The sequence below is a fragment of the Chitinophaga pendula genome (assembly GCF_020386615.1).
GTDB classification, from domain to species: Bacteria; Bacteroidota; Bacteroidia; order Chitinophagales; family Chitinophagaceae; genus Chitinophaga; species Chitinophaga pendula.
Genome location: NZ_CP077769.1, coordinates 7252966 through 7272745 on the forward strand (window position 1 = coordinate 7252966; position 19780 = coordinate 7272745).

13 protein-coding genes are annotated in these 19780 nt (G+C 47.6%); 4 read left to right on the forward strand and 9 right to left on the reverse strand.

Features of this window, described 5'->3' with window-relative positions; all coding sequences use genetic code 11:
- Nucleotides 1–30: 30 nt before the first annotated feature.
- The 3 genes from KTO58_RS27390 to KTO58_RS27400 all read right to left on the reverse strand — a co-directional run bounded on the left by KTO58_RS27390 (nucleotide 31) and on the right by KTO58_RS27400 (nucleotide 6597).
- Nucleotides 31–1740: a RagB/SusD family nutrient uptake outer membrane protein gene (locus KTO58_RS27390; RefSeq protein WP_095836347.1), complete on the reverse strand. Its 1710-nt coding sequence runs from the start codon at nucleotides 1738–1740 to the stop codon at nucleotides 31–33.
- A 19-nt stretch (nucleotides 1741–1759) separates the two neighbouring features.
- Nucleotides 1760–4894: a SusC/RagA family TonB-linked outer membrane protein gene (locus KTO58_RS27395; RefSeq protein WP_198315092.1), complete on the reverse strand. Its 3135-nt coding sequence runs from the start codon at nucleotides 4892–4894 to the stop codon at nucleotides 1760–1762.
- A gap of 326 nt (nucleotides 4895–5220) precedes the next feature.
- Complete coding sequence (locus tag KTO58_RS27400; protein WP_095836346.1) at nucleotides 5221–6597, reverse strand: alpha-L-fucosidase; 1377 nt, start codon at nucleotides 6595–6597, stop codon at nucleotides 5221–5223.
- 459 nt (nucleotides 6598–7056) lie between these two features.
- Here KTO58_RS27400 and KTO58_RS27405 point away from each other — a divergent pair, with 459 nt between their 5' ends.
- Nucleotides 7057–8391 (forward strand): DEAD/DEAH box helicase, encoded by a 1335-nt coding sequence (locus KTO58_RS27405; RefSeq protein ID WP_095836345.1) that lies wholly within the window; start codon nucleotides 7057–7059, stop codon nucleotides 8389–8391.
- Nucleotides 8392–8454: 63 nt separating this feature from the next.
- On the opposite strand, the gene KTO58_RS27410 is transcribed toward KTO58_RS27405, so the two are convergent.
- Nucleotides 8455–8910: an Lrp/AsnC family transcriptional regulator gene (locus KTO58_RS27410; RefSeq protein ID WP_095836344.1), complete on the reverse strand. Its 456-nt coding sequence runs from the start codon at nucleotides 8908–8910 to the stop codon at nucleotides 8455–8457.
- A 164-nt stretch (nucleotides 8911–9074) separates the two neighbouring features.
- On the opposite strand from KTO58_RS27410, the gene KTO58_RS27415 reads away from it, so the two are divergent.
- The 3 genes from KTO58_RS27415 to KTO58_RS27430 all read left to right on the forward strand — a co-directional run bounded on the left by KTO58_RS27415 (nucleotide 9075) and on the right by KTO58_RS27430 (nucleotide 11837).
- Nucleotides 9075–9620, forward strand: coding sequence for an NAD(P)H-dependent oxidoreductase (locus tag KTO58_RS27415; RefSeq protein ID WP_095841371.1), 546 nt, complete (start codon nucleotides 9075–9077; stop codon nucleotides 9618–9620).
- 36 nt (nucleotides 9621–9656) lie between these two features.
- A complete protein-coding gene (locus KTO58_RS27425; RefSeq protein WP_095836343.1) occupies nucleotides 9657–10502 on the forward strand; it encodes a DUF6597 domain-containing transcriptional factor in 846 nt (281 codons plus the stop codon).
- Nucleotides 10503–10571: 69 nt separating this feature from the next.
- A complete protein-coding gene (locus KTO58_RS27430) occupies nucleotides 10572–11837 on the forward strand; it encodes an aminopeptidase P family protein (RefSeq protein WP_095836342.1) in 1266 nt (421 codons plus the stop codon).
- A 25-nt stretch (nucleotides 11838–11862) separates the two neighbouring features.
- Here the strand turns inward: KTO58_RS27430 and KTO58_RS27435 are convergent, their stop codons facing one another.
- The 5 genes from KTO58_RS27435 to KTO58_RS27455 all read right to left on the reverse strand — a co-directional run bounded on the left by KTO58_RS27435 (nucleotide 11863) and on the right by KTO58_RS27455 (nucleotide 19659).
- Nucleotides 11863–12750: a hypothetical protein gene (locus KTO58_RS27435; protein WP_095836341.1), complete on the reverse strand. Its 888-nt coding sequence runs from the start codon at nucleotides 12748–12750 to the stop codon at nucleotides 11863–11865.
- A gap of 22 nt (nucleotides 12751–12772) precedes the next feature.
- Nucleotides 12773–14245, reverse strand: a complete 1473-nt coding sequence (locus KTO58_RS27440; RefSeq protein WP_095836340.1) for a RagB/SusD family nutrient uptake outer membrane protein — start codon at nucleotides 14243–14245, stop codon at nucleotides 12773–12775.
- A gap of 40 nt (nucleotides 14246–14285) precedes the next feature.
- Nucleotides 14286–17933: a SusC/RagA family TonB-linked outer membrane protein gene (locus KTO58_RS27445; RefSeq protein ID WP_095836339.1), complete on the reverse strand. Its 3648-nt coding sequence runs from the start codon at nucleotides 17931–17933 to the stop codon at nucleotides 14286–14288.
- A gap of 410 nt (nucleotides 17934–18343) precedes the next feature.
- On the reverse strand, nucleotides 18344–18529 hold the full coding sequence (locus tag KTO58_RS27450; protein WP_095836338.1) for a hypothetical protein: 186 nt from the start codon (nucleotides 18527–18529) through the stop codon (nucleotides 18344–18346).
- Nucleotides 18530–18621: 92 nt separating this feature from the next.
- On the reverse strand, nucleotides 18622–19659 hold the full coding sequence (locus KTO58_RS27455; RefSeq protein WP_198315091.1) for a FecR family protein: 1038 nt from the start codon (nucleotides 19657–19659) through the stop codon (nucleotides 18622–18624).
- Nucleotides 19660–19780 lie beyond the last annotated feature (121 nt).

The following is a 19780-nucleotide window of genomic DNA, read 5'->3' on the forward strand; positions in this document are numbered from 1 at the left end:
CGCCCTTCAACTGGTTATTTAAATCATCAGTTACCAACCGGGATTCTGTGTATAAGCAGGTCCGGTTACCACCGCATCTATCTGTTGTTGAGGGATAGGACGCAATGTATGCTTGGGTAAGATAATATCACCCACGTCTGTGTTATACTTACGTACCCTGTCCAGTAATGTACCCGTTCTTACGAGATCCCACCACCGTACCATTTCGCCACACAACTCCCTGCTGCGTTCTTCAAGGATGAAATCCATATTAAGATCTCCTACGGTGATATCCATTCGCTGAGGGTTAGGATTGGGATAGGCTGCACGCTCACGTACTGCATTAATATATTTTAGAGCGTCACTCGCACGGCCAGCTTTATATAATGCTTCTGCCGCTATCAGGTAAGTCTCTGCCAGTCGATAAACGATCACCGGTCTTATAGAAGGCATATTCATATCCAGGCGTTTGGTATCAAAGTATTTGGTCATTGCAGGACACATCGCATTGCCGAAGGTGGCCAGATTGATTAGTTTATAGGGCGCTGCATTGACCTCATAGGTAGGATTACTCAGGGTCCGGATCACGATAGCCGTATCCCCCTTTTTAAATTTAGGTGCACCTGGCTGAGCGCCGATGGGAGCACCTGGCGGCACTGGGTTGGGCCAGGTGGGAATGTTATCCGAAGAGTTAGATATCCACACGGTCTGGAAGCTCTTATTAAAACGCGTATCCAGCGTTTTGTCCCGAAACGCTGTCTGGATAAGCCATTGAGTCGGTGCACATCGTATATAAGGTCGGCCATAGGCGATATCCCTTGTCATGCCTCCTTCATATTCATAGCGAGGTACCCACATATGATTTAGTACATTGTCCGCCCCGCTGCTGTTGCCAGGCCCGTTAAAAGGCAGGTTGGCGGTATGTTGCACCGTCCACAATACTTCTGTATTGGACTCATTCCCTTCTTCAAATACACTTTTGAAGTCCTGTAGCAATTGCAGACCAGCAGATGGAGCAACACGCTCGATAAGGTCCTGGGCGATAGTATAGGCCTGCTGAAAATCGTCCGCCTGCCTGATGGAAGAAGTTGCCCTTGTAAGATATACTTTGGCAAGTACATGCATAGCCGCGGCGCTATTGGCTTTCCCTGGCAGTACATTTACGGAGCGGGGACCTGCCGGCAATACAGCAATGGCATCTTTCAGGTCCTGGATGATCAGCTTATATACTTCCGACATAGGATCACGCTTGGCAGCAGTAAGTGCCTGGTCCTGGAATCGTGTGTTGAGTGTAACATCCCCCCAGAATTGTACTAGTATAAAATAGAAATTAGCACGCAGGAATTTCGCTTCTGCTATATACATCGCTCTCTTTTCCGCCGTGATCCCATTCACTTCAGGCGCCATCTGGATAATACCATTAACCGTGTTGATATGTGTATAGCAGGAACGCCAGATATTATTCACTGTACCATTTTCCGTATTATACTTACTGTTATACTTTACAATGTCGCCATTACCATCGATACCGGATATGAATTCATCTGTACCCAGGTCCGTCAGGGTGAACAGATCTTGTGTGCCCCAGAACATCCTTGTACCACCGTAAGCAGCGTCCAATGCCATCTGCAGCCCTTGCGGTGTTTTGAGCAATTCAGGAGTCAGTATCGCGAATGGGCGTTCCTGCAATTCCTGCTGACAGCCAAAGGCCAGGCAGCAACATATTGTGAACTGTATTAAATAAGCAAATCTCTTTTGCATATATCAGTATTTAATCATTTTAAAATGTCATATTGACACCGAATACATAAGAGCGCATCGGAGGGGTGTCTACTCCCAGTGTACCGGCAGATTCCGGATCAAGGCCGCCATATTTATTGACATATTCAGAGAACAGGATAAATGGTTCTTCTGCTGTTGCGTAGATACGGAATGATTTAGCACCCATATTGCGCAGCCAGGATGGGGGTAAACTATAAGCCAGGCTCAGACTGCGTATTTTCAGGAAGCTGCCGTTAAAGTAACTCAGTAGCTCTGAATAAGGCGTATTGGTAGAGCCGGCAAATGGACGTGGGTAGTAGTTCTCTCCATTGGTAGGTGTCCAGTAGTGTATGTTCAGATTGTTGTAGTTACTTTGGAAAGTATTGATAAAGCTACCACTCTGGTGCATACGGCTTACCAAAGTGCTACCTATACGGGCAAATGCTACAACGGTCAGATCAAACCCACGATAGGAGAAACGGTTGGTCATCCCTCCTTCCCATTTGGGTTGGCCGGATCCCAGAAAGATACGGTCGTTACCGTTGATTTTTTTATCTCCGTTTACATCGTCCACCCGGATTGTACCAATTACTCCGTCTACTTTATTGACAGTCAACCCTAAGGCTTTTGCCAGCGCACTGTCTCCGGGAGTAGCCTGCCATACGCCTACTCTTTTATATCCGTAAATAGTGCCGATAGGCTGCCCTACAAACCAACTATTGCTGATATCGTTCTGTACACCGTCTGCCAGTTGTTTGATCTTGCCACGGTTGATGAAAAAGTTCAGGTCAGTACTCCAGTTAAAGTCGTTCCGTCCCTTGCCTTGTATGTTGATAGTAGACAATTGTATTTCTATCCCTTTGTTTTCAGTCTTGCCTACATTTCTCAATATAGCAGTAGGGATACCCGATGTAGCGGGAAGGTTCTGTTGTAACAGCAGAGAGCTGGTAGATGCCTTGTAGAATTCGATATTACCACTGATACGGTTGTCGAATAAACCGAAATCTAATCCCAGGTTGAACGTAGCTGTATATTCCCAGGTTAGGTTAGGGTTAGGGATAGTAGTCTGATAGGCACCCACTACTGTGAGGTTACCGTAGTTGTAGGTCATAGGAGACAATGCCCCCAGGGTCTGGTAGGCTTGGATAGCCGTATTGCCGACCTTTCCATAGGTTGCTCTCAGTTTCAGGTTGGAGACATTTTTGACGGACCGCATAAATGGTTCCTGGATAATATTCCATGCTACGGCGCCAGATGGGAAGATATCATATTTGCTGCCGGGCGCCAGCCGGGAAGAACCGTCAGATCGCATGGTGAAGGACAGGAGATACCGGTCTTTGAACGAGTAGTTCAGACGTCCCATATAGGAGAGGATCGTCCATTTCTCCTGATCACCGTCGCCTGTCATAAAGGCGCCATATTGTGGATTGAAATACTGCAGGTCATCAATAGCCACATTACTGTTGCCAAAACCTGTTCTCTCCATCTGGTATTGCTGGAAACTATATAGTCCGGTGAAGTTGATCTTATGTTTTTGTGCGAAGGTCTTGTCGTATGTCAACAGGTTCTCTACGGTATAGTTAGTAGAGTAGGTGTTCTCATTCCTCGCCCTGGAAGGACCTCCCAGGTTATTGGTCGTGTTGCTGGCCGTAAAATTGCCATATTGATTAGAGCGTATCTCTGCACCGGCGTTGATACGATATTTTAATCCGTTGGCTATTAACACTTCTCCGTAAATGGTACTAAAGGTACCAAACCGTTTCCGCTTTTCTACGACTGCACCGGGTACCAGGTTGGATAAGGGGTTCCATACCTGTGCCGCATTACCCGGAATAAAACCTACCAGGCTGCCATCCGGATTGTAGGGAGTGGCCAATGGATTCGCTCTCAATACTTGTCCCATCGGATTAGCGTTCTCCCCGTTCGTCTGACTAAGTGTATTGAGCGAGTTGATCCCTATCTTAAATCGTTTACCGAATTGTTGATCAACGCTTATTTTCACGGTATACCGGTCAAATGACTGACCGGGGTAGATACCCGTCTCCCTGAAATATCCGCCGGAGAAGGCATATTGTGTCTGCTCAGTGCCACCGGCAACGCTTAGCTGATGATTGGTCGTCATGCCGTTTTTATAGATGAGATCCTGCCAGTCTGTACCACGTCCGGTACGAATGGATTCCTTTTCCACTGCGAGGAAGGTATTATCCTGATCAGAAAGCCATAGCGGGTCATCCAGTCCCTTGTATTTACCGGGATTGTTATTCATGATCGCCCACTTTTTGAAATCAGCGAACTGCTGGCCGTTCATGATGGGATATTTTCCACGTGGTGCACTAAAACCACCGTAGCCGGTATAAGAAATGACAGGTTTGCCTGCTTTACCTCTGCGGGTGGTGACGAGGATCACACCATTGGCGCCCCTGGAACCGTAAATGGCGGTAGATGAAGCATCTTTCAGCACTTCAACGGACACAACATCGTCCTGGTTAAGATCATTGATATTGCCGTTGAACGGAATACCATCGACAACGAATAACGGATCATTGTCGGCCCGGAGCGAACGGGTACCGCGTATCAATATCCGGGGAGAAGAGCCCGGCTTGCTGTTACCTCCGTTTTTTTGTACATCGATGCCTGCACCCTGCCCCTGTAATGCCTGACTGATGTTGGCTACAGGTACGTCTTTAAGTGCCTTTTCGTTGATGGAGACAATAGAACCGGTAATATCTGATTTCTTCTGCACGCCATATCCAACCACGATCACCTCATTCAGATCACTGTTATTGGGCGATAACCGGATAGATAATGGTGCAGCCATAGCAGCATCTATTGTCAATTCCTGTGTAATATAACCGGTATAAGAAATGCGGATCGTGCTGTTGGCCGGAACAGTCAGCTCAAAGCCTCCGTCTGACCGGCTGGTAGTACCCTTCGTACTCCCTTTGATAAGAATGACAGCCCCGGGGAGCAGTTCTCCGGTAGCCGTCACTACAGTGCCTTTTACCTGGATATTGCCTGTTTGAGATTGTCCGTATACAGCTGAAGTGATGAATAACAGGTAGAGGGAAAATAGTAGCCATTGTCGGCCCGATGGGCGGAAATGCCGCCTTAGATGCAGCAAATTGCGCATCTGTAAAAAATGCAGATGTTTCATAACGGTGATTTGTGTTTAGGTAATGCGTATAACAGCGATGCGTATACGGAACAGACTAAGTAATGGTCATTTTCATAAGCATTAGATATTTGTTTGTACTAAAGCGTTGTAAACGATTACTAGAAAATACGTGCTGACAGTAAAATGGCCTGTTGCTGTTGATCCTTATTTACATGCGATTGTTACTACGTCCGGTGATGCGGATGAATAAATGGTTTTTCCTGCGGGGAGTGAATGATCTTCACTTATAATTGCGAGCCCTTTCGTATCAATGTCGTAATATCCACTGCTATCATATTGGATATACCAATCAGGTGTACCTGCTGCTAACGGGCAGCGGCAATTTCAACTTTAATGACAGTAGCAATTGTATCAGGTGCTTGCTTTGGTACTGCGATGACCAATGCGTCATCATTATTGCTGGTCTTCAGTTTTTTCCCGTTTGCAAGCAATTTTACCGAGCGGATCTGTCCTTTCAAACCCGGCACTGTTAGTTGTTGATCGGCAGGCCAGTCAAACACAGATAAGTAAAGGGTAGTACCGTTATTAGTACTTTTCTGAGTACAACGTCCCCAGGGGAGTGTGGATAATGGGCTGGCTTTTGTACCATAGATGGCGTCCCCGTTTACCTGCATCCATTGTCCGATGCCCTGCAGTGCGGTTACACTTTCAGCAGGGAAAGAGCCATCAGCGGTAGGTCCTACATTGAGCAGGTAATTGCCGCCCTTGGAGGCAATATCGATCAGATTACGTACCATGGTAGTTGTAGACTTCCACTTGTTGTCTGTTTGCTTATATCCCCAGGTACCGTTCATTGTCATACAGGTTTCCCAATCCCTGCCATCGAGTTCCTGCAAATTCGGTATTTTCTGTTCCGGCGTCTTGTAGTCGCCGGTATAGTTAGGACGTTTTAACCGGTCGTTTGTAATAATGGCAGGCTGCAAAGCCAATTGCTGCTGTAGTTGCTCAGCAAACTCGTCCGTCATATTAGTAGGAGTATCCCACCATAATACGGCTACATCTCCGTAGTTGGTAAGTAGTTCTTTAACTTGTGGTACGGCTACCTGTTGCACGTAGTTACGCATACTGTCTGTAGTTTGCGCCGGATCCCAATGTCCGCCGTGCGCCAGCGTATATGCATCTATACGCGCAGAATCGGGGTTTGCCCAGCCTTCCGAGGTGACTTTTCTCGCCGCTGCACCGCCGGGATTATTCCAATCCTGTGCCTGTGAATAATAGAAACCCAATCGTATACCGTGTTTTTTGCAGGCTGCAGCAAGTGGCTGTAACAGATCTTTGCCATAAGGAGTGGCATCTACCACATTGAACTTGCTGGCAGCAGTCTTAAACAACGCAAAGCCATCATGGTGTTTGGCCGTGATGACAATATACTTCATACCCGCATCCTTCGCCATGCGTACCCAGGCATCAGGATCATATTTTATTGGATTAAATTGCTGTCCGAATTGCTGATAGATGGCTACCGGTATTTTCCCTCTGTTCATGATCCATTCCCCTCCACGACCTATCGGCTGCCCGTTATACACACCGGCAGGTACGGCATATAACCCCCAATGAATAAACATCCCGAAACGTGCTTCCCGCCACCATTGCATACGCTCATCCCGGCTCATCTTCTTCGTCTGAGCCGGCAAATAACAAGTATGTAACACTAAGATGGCAATAGCAAGGAGCTTTCTCATGTTGAATGATATTGTGTGGTTGATAAACGGAAACTAACGTGGTATATAATATTGATCCTGTAAACAGTTAAGTGTATTGCAAACGTTTGCAGACTGCTGGTAAAAAAAGAGAGCAATGCTCTTCAGTTCTTCAAAACGTAGAAAAATTTCCTCCCAAATTGCTTACAAAAAATGGGATACTTGGTAGCATAAAGATCGAGAAAAATTAAAGATAACTTATAATGGCATTTTAGCTAAAGCACGTACTTTTTTGGTGACTATAAAGAATCTTATCTTATGCTATTACATATTCTGAAAACAACTTTGCCACCCCCATTGGCAGCCATTATATTGATAAAATGCGAATGTATTGCACAGCAACTTTACCTCATTTCTTTAAAAAAGCGATAAAAAGTGCTACATTCATCCTGTAAGGGGTATTTTTTCCCCCACAACATTATTTGAATAAGATCATTTACATTGAACTTCACAGAATTCGGATTCGACGACAGATTGCTGGATGGCATTGATGCAATGGGTTATGAAGTCGCTACCCCGGTACAACAACAGGTGATCCCCCTGATGCTGGCGGGTAAAGATATCATTGCTTCTGCCCAGACCGGTACAGGCAAAACTGCAGCCTTCCTGCTGCCCGTTATCAATAAGTTACTTACATCCCCTCATGATGCCCAGCACATCAATTCCCTGATTATTGTCCCTACTAGGGAACTGGCAGTACAGATCGCGCAGACACTTGAAGGGATCAGCTATTTTACCTCCCTGAGTTCTATCGCCGTTTATGGTGGTAGCGGAGGCGCCAACTTTGCTATCGAGAAGAAAGCCCTTTCCGCAGGCGTAGATATCGTTATCTGCACCCCCGGCCGTATGATCGCCCACCTCAATATGGGCTATGTAAAACTCGATGGCCTGAAATACCTGGTACTGGATGAGGCAGATCGCATGTTGGATATGGGCTTCCACGATGACATCATTAAGATCATCTCCTATTTGCCCAAAGAAAGACAAAACTTCCTCTTCTCTGCCACCATGCCTGATAAGATCAGGAAGCTGGCGCACAACATATTACGGGACCCGGTAGAGGTAAATATTTCCATCTCTAAACCTCCTGAAAAGATAATACAGGAAGCTTTCGTTGTCTTCGAAGAGCAAAAAGCTCCCCTGATCAAACACTTGTTACAACAGCGGGATTTTGAAAGCGTACTGATCTTCTGCTCACGCAAACAAAATGTGAAAGAGCTGTGTGCCGAACTCAAAAGAGCGCGCTTCAAGGTGGAGCAGATCCATTCCGACCTGGAACAGGAACAAAGAGAGCAGGTGCTGATCGATTTCAAAAATAAGAAACTACGTATCCTCGTGGCAACAGACATACTCAGCCGTGGGATCGATATAGAAGATATTGACCTGGTAATCAATTACGATGTGCCTAACGACGGTGAAGACTATGTCCACCGGATCGGTCGTACCGCCAGGGCAGCAGCAGAAGGAACCGCTTATACCTTCATCAGTCCTAAAGAGCAAAACAAGTTCCATCGTATAGAACAGCTGATCGGTAAAGAGGTGACGAAAGCACCCGTACCACCGCAATTCGGAGAGGCCCCTACATATAAACCGTCCTCAAATGGTGGCGGTGGCAGAAAAGGAGGCAACCGGAACCGGTTCAGAGGTAAAGGCCGCGGACCGCAAGGTGGCGGAGGCAAAAAAACGAACAATGGCGGCGGTGGTGGAAACAGCAAACCACAGCAGCCCCACAGAGCTCACAATAAAGGACAACATAACCGGCAGGGAAACGCCTGATCCCTTCGGCTATAAATAAAACGACTGCTCCCGTTCCCGGTGATAAAGGAACGGGAGTGCTTTTTATAATGGTATCCTGGTATGATTGACCACTTCGCGCAGGATGAAAGTACTGTTGGTATCCGATACATATCCCAGATCAGAGATCTGCTTCAAAAATTGCTGATACTCCTCCATACTACTAACTGCCAGCTTGATCTGGTAATCATATTGCCCCGAAGTCTGGAAACATTCCAGCACCATGTTTATCCCGCCTATCCGCTGTTCAAAGTTCTCAATCGTCGACGTATTATGATCCCGCAAGGAAACGTTGCAGAGCACCAACAGACACAAGCCCATCTGTAGACGATCCACTAATGCCACATATCCCTTGATCACTCCTTGCTGCTCCAGTTTCTTTACCCGCTCGAATATAGGAGTGGAAGAAAGGTGCAGCCTGGCAGCTATTTCTTTGTAAGATAGCAGGGCGTCTTCCTGTAATAAACGCAGGATCGCCCGGTCTGTATCATCTAATTGCATACGTATAGAATGAAATACTAAAAAATGGAAGAAAATAGAATGATTATGGCATTTTATTCTCAATAAGTACAAATATGGGAATGTTTTCCCAAATAATTTGCCTGTATGGGAATATTATGCTGAAGTGGCTAAGTTTGCTGATAGATCATTTAAACAATAAGACAATGAAAACATTAGCCATTATAGCGCATCCGAATATCAGTGAATCTGTTATAAATAAACATCTTGTACACACCTTAAGTAGCCACCCGGATACCGTCACTATACATCACCTATATGACCAGTATCCGGATTGGAATATAGACGTCAAAGCAGAACAGCAGCTGGTAGAACAACACGACCGCATCCTGTTCCAGTTCCCTTTCTATTGGTTCAGCTGCCCGCCGCTGCTGCGTAAATGGATGGACGACGTACTCACCTATGGATGGGCATACGGAAGGACCGGCGACAAAGTCAAGAACAAACAACTGCTGCTGGCAGTGTCCGCAGGTATTGAACAGGATGATTATAAACAGGGTGGGAAATACCTGTACACGATGAAAGAACTGCTGCGGCCATTCGAACTGACAGCACTTTATACGGATATGATCTATAAAACCCCGTTTGTAGTATATGATACCGACAACCAGACCGGACAAGACCTGGCACGCATCAGCCAGGAATATACCGCATTTCTGGAAATTCCTTGTGCCGCTGGCACAGCATGCTAAGACATGCTTTTCGCCTGGTAATACGTACATTTAGGTATGCAAAATCAGGCCGTAGAAATAATTGACCGGCAGCACTTTCAGGATAGCTATCACTTCCTGGCGCCCTCCGCAGATCTGGCGGATTATGTCATATGCTACTGGCTACTGGACATGCGAGAACCAGGATTCAGACAAACTTCCTACAATGAAGTGCTGCTGGCCAATATGTACTCCTCGCTGGTCATCAACCTCGGTAATCCTTTTGAATTATATAATACCAACGGACAACTGCTGCACTCCTGTAATAAAAGTCTACTCATAGGCTATCACGCAGCTACAGTATCCTATCGTCACCTCTACAGTAACTACCTGGTCGGCGTGAAGTTTAAGCCCGGTGCACTGAACTATCTGTTCGGCGTTAAAGGAGCCGATATGATAAAACAAGCGATACCAGCAGGGCACGTGATCGATCATATTACCTCCACAGAATCCCGCTTGTACGACGCCGGCAACCTGCCTGCTATGAAAGTCGTACTCGAACAGTTGATACGTCATTATCTCAGAAAAGCATATCCTGACAAACCTTTCGATTTTGTACGGCGCTCCTTCCAGGAGCCTGTATTGGTACAAGCTAAATATCAACTCAGGAAACTGGCTTCGCTATTGTACCTGACCCCTCGTACACTAGAGCGATATTTTGCGCAATCCCTGGATATTGCTCCCAAAAAATGTATGAAAATATTACGCTTCCGGCATGCGCTGGATGCCTACCTCAAAGAAGGCTATAAAGCCGATTGGGAATTACTGGGCTATCATGACTTCTCTCATTTCTGTAAAGAATGGCATGAGCTGGCTGATGGCGCTCCGGGAATGCCTGTTCGCCCTTCTGGGCTAGCCGGATAATGTCGCCTTTTTACACCAGATCATCTATAGCGGTCCGTTAAGTTTGTTGTGAACAAATCGCATTTCACTATGTATGCCGCACAACGTCAGCGCCTGCAGCAACAATTGCCTGCACGATCCGCTGTAATCCTCACTACCAACGATCAACTACCCAGCAATGAAGATGGTACCTTACGTTTTGTACCATCTACCAGTTTGTTTTATCTCACAGGTATCACACAGGATGATACGATGCTGATACTATGCCCCGATCATCCGGAACCGGCACTTCGGGAAGTACTATTCACCCGCCCTGCCGACGAGCTATTTCTCAAGTGGCACGGCCGTCGGCTTACCACCGCACAAGCCAGCGAGATCTCTGGTATTGCTACCGTGTATGATATCCCTGCCTTCGAAAGCGTATTGCGAAAGGTCGCCGCTGTAAGTGACCAGCTCTACCTGTACTCTAATGAACATAGCCGGGCGACACCGTTTATCGCTACTAAGGAAGATCGTTTGCTGGAAAAGGTAAAAAGCATGTATCCCTTACACCAGTATCAGCGGCTATACCCGCTTCTGGCCCGGCAACGGTCCGCAAAAACGCCGGCAGAGCTAGAACAATTACAGAAGGCTTGTGATATCACCGGCGCCGGCTTCCGCAGAGTGTTGCAATTCGTACGCCCGGGCGTAATAGAAAAACAGGTAGAAGCAGAGATGATACATGAATACATGCAATATGGCGCTACCTGGGCCGACTATACGCCGATAGTCGCTGCCGGAGCAGATACCTGTATCCTGCATTATGTAGATAACAATAAATGCTGCCAGGACGGAGATATGCTGCTCATCGATGCGGCTGCCGGATGGCAATATTATAATGCCGACATGACCCGTACCATCCCTGTTAATGGACGCTATTCCCCTCGTCAGAAAGAGATATATAACGAAGTATTACAGGTACACACCCGGATCCGGGAGTATGTACGCCCCGGACTCACCTTACCGGAAATATTCGCTTTCTCCAATGCGTTACTGCTGGAATCATTGATAAGACTCGGATTATGTAGTACAACAGACATAAAGGACAGGGGGGAGAAATATTATCTCAACAAACATTGTTATCATAATTGCTCACATTTCATAGGCCTCGATGTGCATGATGTCGGTTACTTTCATGAACCGTTACCCACAGGTGCCGTTATCAGCAATGAACCGGGTATCTATTGCGAAGCAGAGGGTATCGGAGTACGTATCGAAAACGTACTGGCTGTAACAGATACTGGCTGCCAGGACCTTATGGCTAATATACCGGTTACCGTAGAAGAAATAGAAGATATTATGAACAGTGGCAAATAATGGAATTCGGTGACAGGTGAACTTATCAGTTGCGCTTGTCACCGATTGCCTGTATATTCATGCCATACTTGTCTTTAAAGTAGGTGGCCAACAGCATATACTTTTTCCGCACTAATCCATTCTTATCTGTCTGCCTGTTGAAAAAAATGGTTTCAATATCCGCTTTCCGGTAGGTAAAGATCAATGTCAGATAAGACAATAGGTCATACTGCGGTGTGGGAGCTTGCTGGAAGCCCGGCGACAACAGGAATCCGTAATCATATTTATTGGCAGAAGTGATATCCGTTCGATGATAAGGGCTGCTGTTAAAGAAATCTACCGGCAGGTCTTTCATGAACTCCCCATTCGTCGAAAAGATCAGCCAATAGGCAAATGCCATGTTAAGGTCGATCTTGAAGGTATTCCGTTCTGCAGGTGTCATCTTCAGGATACTCCTGTCCAGTTTAGGCAGCAGGAGGAAGTCATGCCCGCGTATAGGAACCTCGAATGCATTGTAAACCGTATCTTCAGAATCTTCATCCCAGGCTCTGTCGGCTAACAGTATCTTAAAGGGCAGGTATTTCTTCAGAAAAGAATCGCTATAAAAGCCGAACCAGTATTCACCCAGCAGGTCCACAGCGGCAGGTAACATCTCCGGTTCTATAGGACGTGCCACATAGGTATAATAACCGGTGAGCCCATAACGGTAATCCCGCTCTTCATATTTGTATAATATGTAACTACCGTAGCGTTTGTACCAGTTGAAAATGATCTCGTCATAAGGAGCATTTCCTTGTGGCATAGGATAGAAGGTGGCAGGCCCCGGTGCGGGTGTCACCGGCATCTCCTTTTTACAGGCAAACAAAGCCAGCAACAGTGCGAAGAAGGGAATGACTACAATCGGATGAAAATGATGGCGTAAAGTTGTGATCATGGGCAAAACGTTTAGTCATGGATCAGGGGTTCTGTATCAAGGCAGGATTCTGGGCGATCGCATCCTCCGGAATAGGTAATACGTAGCGATTGCTATGGACATCCAGCATAAAGGGCTCTGCTGGTCCTGTAGGATCTATATAATAGACATGTAAGAGAGCTGGCATACCATTTCGGCGTAAATCGAACCAGCGCTGTTCTTCAAAGCAGAGTTCCCGCCTGCGCTCTTCCAGGCAAAATACTTTCAATGCCCAGGCACTACCCTGGAAGTCTGCCATCGTTTTAGGACGATAGGAGTTGATCGACAGGCGGTTCGCACGTAGGAAGTTGAGGTCTGCCAACGCGCCCGCCAATGCACCTGCCTTGCCATCGTAGATGGCTAAGTGGATATTGGCTTCTGCCCGGTTGAGGAAAGCCTCCGGCAAACGAAAACTTCTGCCGTATTTGGCCTTTGCACTCAACTTGGCTGACTTGCGAAGACCACTCTTTTCCTGCATATAATAGCGTACACGGAGATCTTCCCTTTCGTATAGGGCCATCAGCTCATCAGATGGTACAAAGCCCGTAGGTGCGGCACTCACTGGCCGGGTGATCAGGTAATCATCCTGGGGAGAACCAAAAAGGAACAGTAATTCCTTATTCACCTCATCCAGGCATGCCGGCGGCAGTGAACCGGGAATCCCCGTACCGTCTGCCATACGGCTCAGATCGGACAACTCATACCGCTCCGCCAATAACTTACTGCTGTAATACACGACCTTATCCCATTCTTCCGTATAAAGGAATATCCTGCTGGCCAGCAGCCAGGCCATGTATTTGTTGATCCGGAACAGGGAAAAGGGCGCATCACCCTGCTCCAGCAGGTCGCAGCCCTGGGTAATATCCTTACTTACCTGCCGGTATACCGCGCCTACTGTGTTACGTTGCAAAGGGGCACCCGACAGCTTACTGGTGATGACCAACGGCACTCCCAGGCTCCGGTCGGGATGGCCGGTATTGTCGTTATAGGGACGGCCATACAAGTTGACCAGCATAAAATAGTAATACGCGCGGAGTACCTTTGCTTCGCCTTCCAAGGTTGCTTTTTCCCGTGGACTGCCCTTTACTTCCGGCAACAGGTCCAGCACAACGTTGCAACCCTTGATACGATCATAGTACCTGCTATAGATACTTTCCTCCCCGGTCGCTGCCTTCATGTCTTTATACAGGCTGCTGCTCCAGCTAAAGGCAGACTTACCATACTTCAACAATTGTTTATCCCCGTTCCTCGCATCACATTTGACATCATCATCCAGCATGTTCAGATAGGAATAAAAATGTTTATCCTCCCGGGGATATCCTTCCCAGTTGAACAATGAACTAAGCTCAGTAGCCGTTTTGGGTACTATATCATCCCCTGCCGGGGCATCTAAGAATTTTCGGCAGCTGCCGGTGCTGCTGAGTAAAAGTATTAACAGCAGGTAGCGGCTGTAGGTATTTCGTTTCCGGCTCATCATACACTTAATATTATAGTGGGCGCAATAACATCATTTCAAGTTATAAGGTAACTCCCAGGCTAAAAGCATAAGACCTCGTCCGGGGTAACAAGGTCGAGTTCTCAGAGGCTGATATCCCTGCCATCTCCGGATCCTGCCCTTTCAGCCGCTTGTCAGCGATCACAAATGCATTATTTACACTGATAGATAACGCAACTTGTTTCACATTTCTGAGTAAAGGCAGGCGCTTGCTGGCCAAATTATACCCCAGCGACAGGAAATTACAGCGGATATGGCTGGCATTGACCGTACGCAGGTCGCTGTAATTATACAGAGTATACCGGTAAAGCGTACTGCCATCCCGGCTGAGTGACAGATCCCTGAACTGATCGCCAATAGAGTAATGGTTAGGATAAAAGTTGAAGGAATAAATAGACGGGATGTTAGTGTATCGCTCATCCCCTGGTTGCTGCCAGCGATGTACCAGCTCCTGGCTGACGTTCCTGTCCGGCGCCGGCGGCCGGAAATAGCCCGAGCCTCCCGCCGGCGCCAACGGGTCGAGCCGCCGGTAATACTCCAGCTGTACGTTGAAACTGGTAGTAAAAGAGAATTGTCTGTATTGTAACTGGGTATAAAATCCTCCGTTCATAATAGGCTCTGTAGCGCCGGAATAACGCATATACCGCATCGGCTGATCCCCTTTTAACAGTGATGGGTCTTTGTCAACATCCAGGTATTGGAACTGCGGCTGACCGTCCTTGCCGGAAAGCCCCGCATATGGAAAAGACCATATTCCGCCTACCGGCATATCATTGATCAGACCATCTCCGCTTACCAATGCCAGCTGATTAGGAGTATACCGTATGTTCGAAACCCGGTTCTTATTCCGCGATGCCTGCAGCTGCAGTATCCAATGCCAGTGTTTATTATCCAGCGCCGTATAGACAACAGATGCCTCCCAGCCAGTATTACTGATACTGCTTTCGTTAATATACATCTCTTTGATGCCATACTCCTGCGGTAAGGCTTTCCGGCTGATAATATCTGTAGACAACCGGTGATAATAGTCAAAGTTGAACTGGACCTTGCCACCGGCCAGGGCCAGTTCCATACCCGTATTCCAGGTCCGTGTCTTCTCCCATCCCAACATCGGATTAGATAGCTGTCTGATACCCAGGAAGAAATTGCCGGTCAGCGGATCCCTGCCTAAGTTGACCGGGTGCGTGCTGATATAAGGAGAGATCGTCTCTACAGTATTACCCTGATGCCCGTACGAAGCCTTCAATACCAACGCATGCGGGCATCGCCATTGGGAGGCCCAATGTTCCTGTAATACATCCCAGCGTACACCGGCAGACCATACCGGGTTAAAGCGTTGTTTTGAACCCATGGTGAACCGGTTGGATGCATCGTACCGTGCATTAACGCTGACCGTATACTTACGGTCATATACATATGCCGCACTTCCCAGCAGGGAAACGTAATTGGTCAGCAAACGACCGGTGCTGTAATCTTCAGGGATATCTTTGGATGGGAGCAATTTGTAATGCGGAATGTTCCGGTCCCGTGAGGTGACCCGCGTATAAATAGTGCTACGTACCTCGGTGCCTGCCATAACATTGAACTCGTGCTGTTTTCTGGCACCGAAGGCTGGCGTGTAGGTAGCGATATTACGCCATGTATAAGCTTTCTTCAATAGCTGGTCTTCGTCCGAAATCCCGGGCCTTGGAGCAGGTACTCCGGGGGACTGCAGGCCGGGAGGAAACAATTCCGGTATATAAGGCCCTTTTCTTAAGAGAGCAACCGCATAAGATTGATCATCTGCCCTCCGCTGTTCGAGCGTACGTTCGTAACTGGGAGCAAACATGGATTCTATCTTGAGCGCGGGTAATACCTGCACACCTACCGTCAACGCAGCGTTGATCGAATGATTCCGGCTGGTGTTCCCGGTATGCTGCAACTCATGCAGGAAGTTAAACGGCAGGTTGGGCCGACCCAATAACAGGTCATCCGGCTCATACAACTCGCCCATACTGGCATAATAATGTTCATTCACCCCCAATGCACGGTTGGTCATATAAGCATATTCATAAGGGTTCAACCCTTCATAAAATCCTTTTGTGGTCCTTGATGACGCATTGACGATCAGCCCAAGGGTAAATGATTTGTGCGGACGGGCATCCACACGCAACAGTGCGTTGACACGCTCCATCTCATTGCCGATAGCACTGCCTTTCTCGTTAGTATAACCACCGGAAGCCCGGTAACTTAATTTGTCACTTCCTCCGCTGATGCTGAGATAATGGTTGTTGGACACTCCGTTCCGGAATAACACATCAAACCAGTCCGTATTATTTTGCTCCATACGGGCGATCTGCTGGTTGAAGGTGGCCTGGTCGATCTCTTTATGCAACAGCCGGTACATAGCGCCTTCATAGCCTGTCAGCAACAGGTTTTCGTCAGGGAATATGATACCTTTTTCATAGATCTCCCTGGAAAAGGCAACACGGTCTGCCGAGTTCATTAAACCCCGGTGACGGTAAGTCGGCTGGCTGGTAACGGTAATATCGGTGCGATAATACAGTTGCGGAGGGCCTGGTTTGCCCTTTTTAGTAGTCACGACGATCACGCCGTTGGCGGCTCTCGAACCATAAATAGCAGTGGCAGCGGCGTCTTTCAGGAAGGTGATATCTTCAATATCTGCAGGGTTCAAACCGGAAATGCTATTGCCGCGTATACTTAAACCGGCATCAAGTGATGCCAGCTCTTCCCGGCTTAACAAACCTGTCAGTTGCTGCCCCTGGTAGGGAGCAGGATCTTCCCGAACGATACCATCTACTACCCATATCGGCTCCCGGTTACCTACCAGCGTTGCTGTTCCCCGTATCCGTATCTGGGGGTTCGCGCCCACCCCGCCGGAATTGATCATCACATTCACCCCGGGGATACGGCCTTGCAACAGCTGATCCACCCGGTGTACGCCGGGCTGGTCCAACAGGCTACCTTTCACTTTTGATGCAGCACCCGTCATCTCCCAGGGCTGCATCTGCTGGTATCCGGTAATATATACCTCTCCCATATCCTGCACCTGGCTTTTCAACTGTACCCTGATCTGGCTGCGTCCTGCTATAGGCACCTGTATCGGCTCGTAGCCCAGGCAGGAAAAGCGTAAGGTGCCCTGGAACGGCGCCGTAATGGTATAACGTCCCTGCTCATTCGTATAGGTGCCGGCGCTACTGTTGGGTAATACCACACTGGCCCTGGGCAAAGGCTCCCCATGATCGTCAATGACGGTACCGGTAATGTTGAGCAGACTATCCTGGCTGTCATCCTCACCGGCTGTCATCGCCTGGCGGATAATCACAATACCGCGTGTCACCACATATTCCTGTGAGGTACCTTGCAATGCACGGTCCAGCACCCTTGATAATGGCTCGCCAGTCATATCCAGGGTGATCCGGTGCTGCAAGGTAGCCTTCCCGGCAGTATATATAAATTGTACGTTCACCTGTTTGCGCAGCAGCTGCAATAACTCACTCAAAGATACCTGGTGGGCTTTCACCGTTACCGGCTGAGAGAGTATTTCATTGTGTTGCTGGGCGTACAGAGGCTGGCCATAAAAGAAACCGGCTGCGTACAAGATCGCGCAGTATATTAGTTGCTTCCATAGACGAAAGCAAAGCCGGTTGGCCAGGATACGGGTTCTCATTCGGAGATGCCTGATTTTTAGTTGATAGCAAAAGCGTTCTTCGTGAACAGGGATATTGCGGGCATAGTGCGCCGGATTACCTGTGTCTGTGTCCTAAATGGTTTTGCAGCTTATACTCCGGTATAGCAGACGATTGGTTGTGTACAAATACTCCAATAAAGCTGTTATTAAAAAACAAGGAAATACTGATGGTGTTTGTCCAATTAGAGATATAGCCTTTCTCAAGTCAGCATACCTATTCTTGTATCTAAAGTTAAACTATAATTTCAAAACTAGGTAGTGTTTTTACCTCACAAACATCATATTAGTATATGATTGACCGTAAGAAACTGTTTCTCCCTCATTCCTAAACAGATAGGCATGCTAATCCCTTACTGACGGCACTCTACTGCATTCCGCTTACAGCAACACTACAGCTTTCTGAAGAGGGTAAGACAGATAACCACCAGTAAAAATGCCGCAGCCATATGTATAATAGCCAGACAAATCATCAGGATGGCCGACGTATCAGGAAGATCGAAAAAGGGTAAAACGGCTACAGTCAGGAAAATAATAGCCAGACATAACAGGATATAGAAAGGGATACGATATCTCATAAGTTTGAGGTATTGGGGTTCAAAATGCTCATGCCCTATCAGGGATAAAAGCTAAGTTAAGCAGATTTAGCAGGAATATGGTTAACCGGAAGTTATGGGTGATCCGAAAAGATCAGCGTATGGTCTTGCTTTTTGACATCTACATGTAATACATCAGAAAGTACGGCTTCCAGGGTAGAGATATCGGGTATGTCAAGTGCCGCATTGATCAGATAACTGTTCATAGTGCTATCTTTCAGGATCACACGGTAACCGTAATAGTCTTCTATTTGTTGTATCACCTCACGCAGCGGTGTATCTGTAAAGGTGAATTTGCCCTTCTTCCAGCTGCTGGCACGGGATGTGTCGGCAGCCAGCAATTGAGGGGCCTGCCCATCGATATAAGTGATCGCCTGGCCGGGTAAGAGACGTTGTTCCGGATACACTGCATCTTTATAGCGGACAGTGATCCGGCCGCTGTTAAGCACTACCTGCGCCGTCTGCCGTCGGGTATGTACATTAAAGCTGGTACCCGTTACGATCACATCCAGTGTCGGCGTATGGACGATAAAAGGTTGCAAGTGCTGATCTTTGTCTGTAATCTGCCGCGTAATATCAAAAAATGCCTCCCCCGCTATCCATACTTCCCGGGTGCTGCCCCGGAAATGAGTAGGATAACGCAGAACGGAATTAGCATTGAGCGTAATGACGGACGCGTCTGGCAATGTGACCTGCCGGCGCAGGGCATCTGCCGTGCGGATGGTCGTATGACGATCGCCGAACCACCACCAGATACCAAAAGACAATAAAAAGAGGATAACCGCAGCTGCCCACATCCGGGTATGCTGCCAGTAAAGGCGACGCTGCTTCGTCACCTTACGGGCAGGCGTGTCGGTACCTGCCTCTATATGCTGCCAAAGCCGCTCTATCTGCTCATCGCTGGGCGATTGTTCAAGAAAACGTAATTTGGTGATCATATCCCGGGCAGCCTGCACTTCTGACTCCTTCTCAGGGTGTAACTGCAAAAACTGTCGCCAGAAAGCCTGTAGCTCTGCCGGATTGTGCTTTACCCATTCCAGAAAACATTCATCTGCCAGGTAATCAGCAACCGCATAACGTGCATAAGTCTCGTAAGTAGGATGACGTCTCATAGTGTGCATCTGTCCAATCCCATTATCAACAATAAGGAATTGCCTCTTCCCGTAAAAGTTACGAATTATTTTCCAGTCGGCATGGCCGGAATACTAGTTCCTTCAACCAACCTCCTGAAAC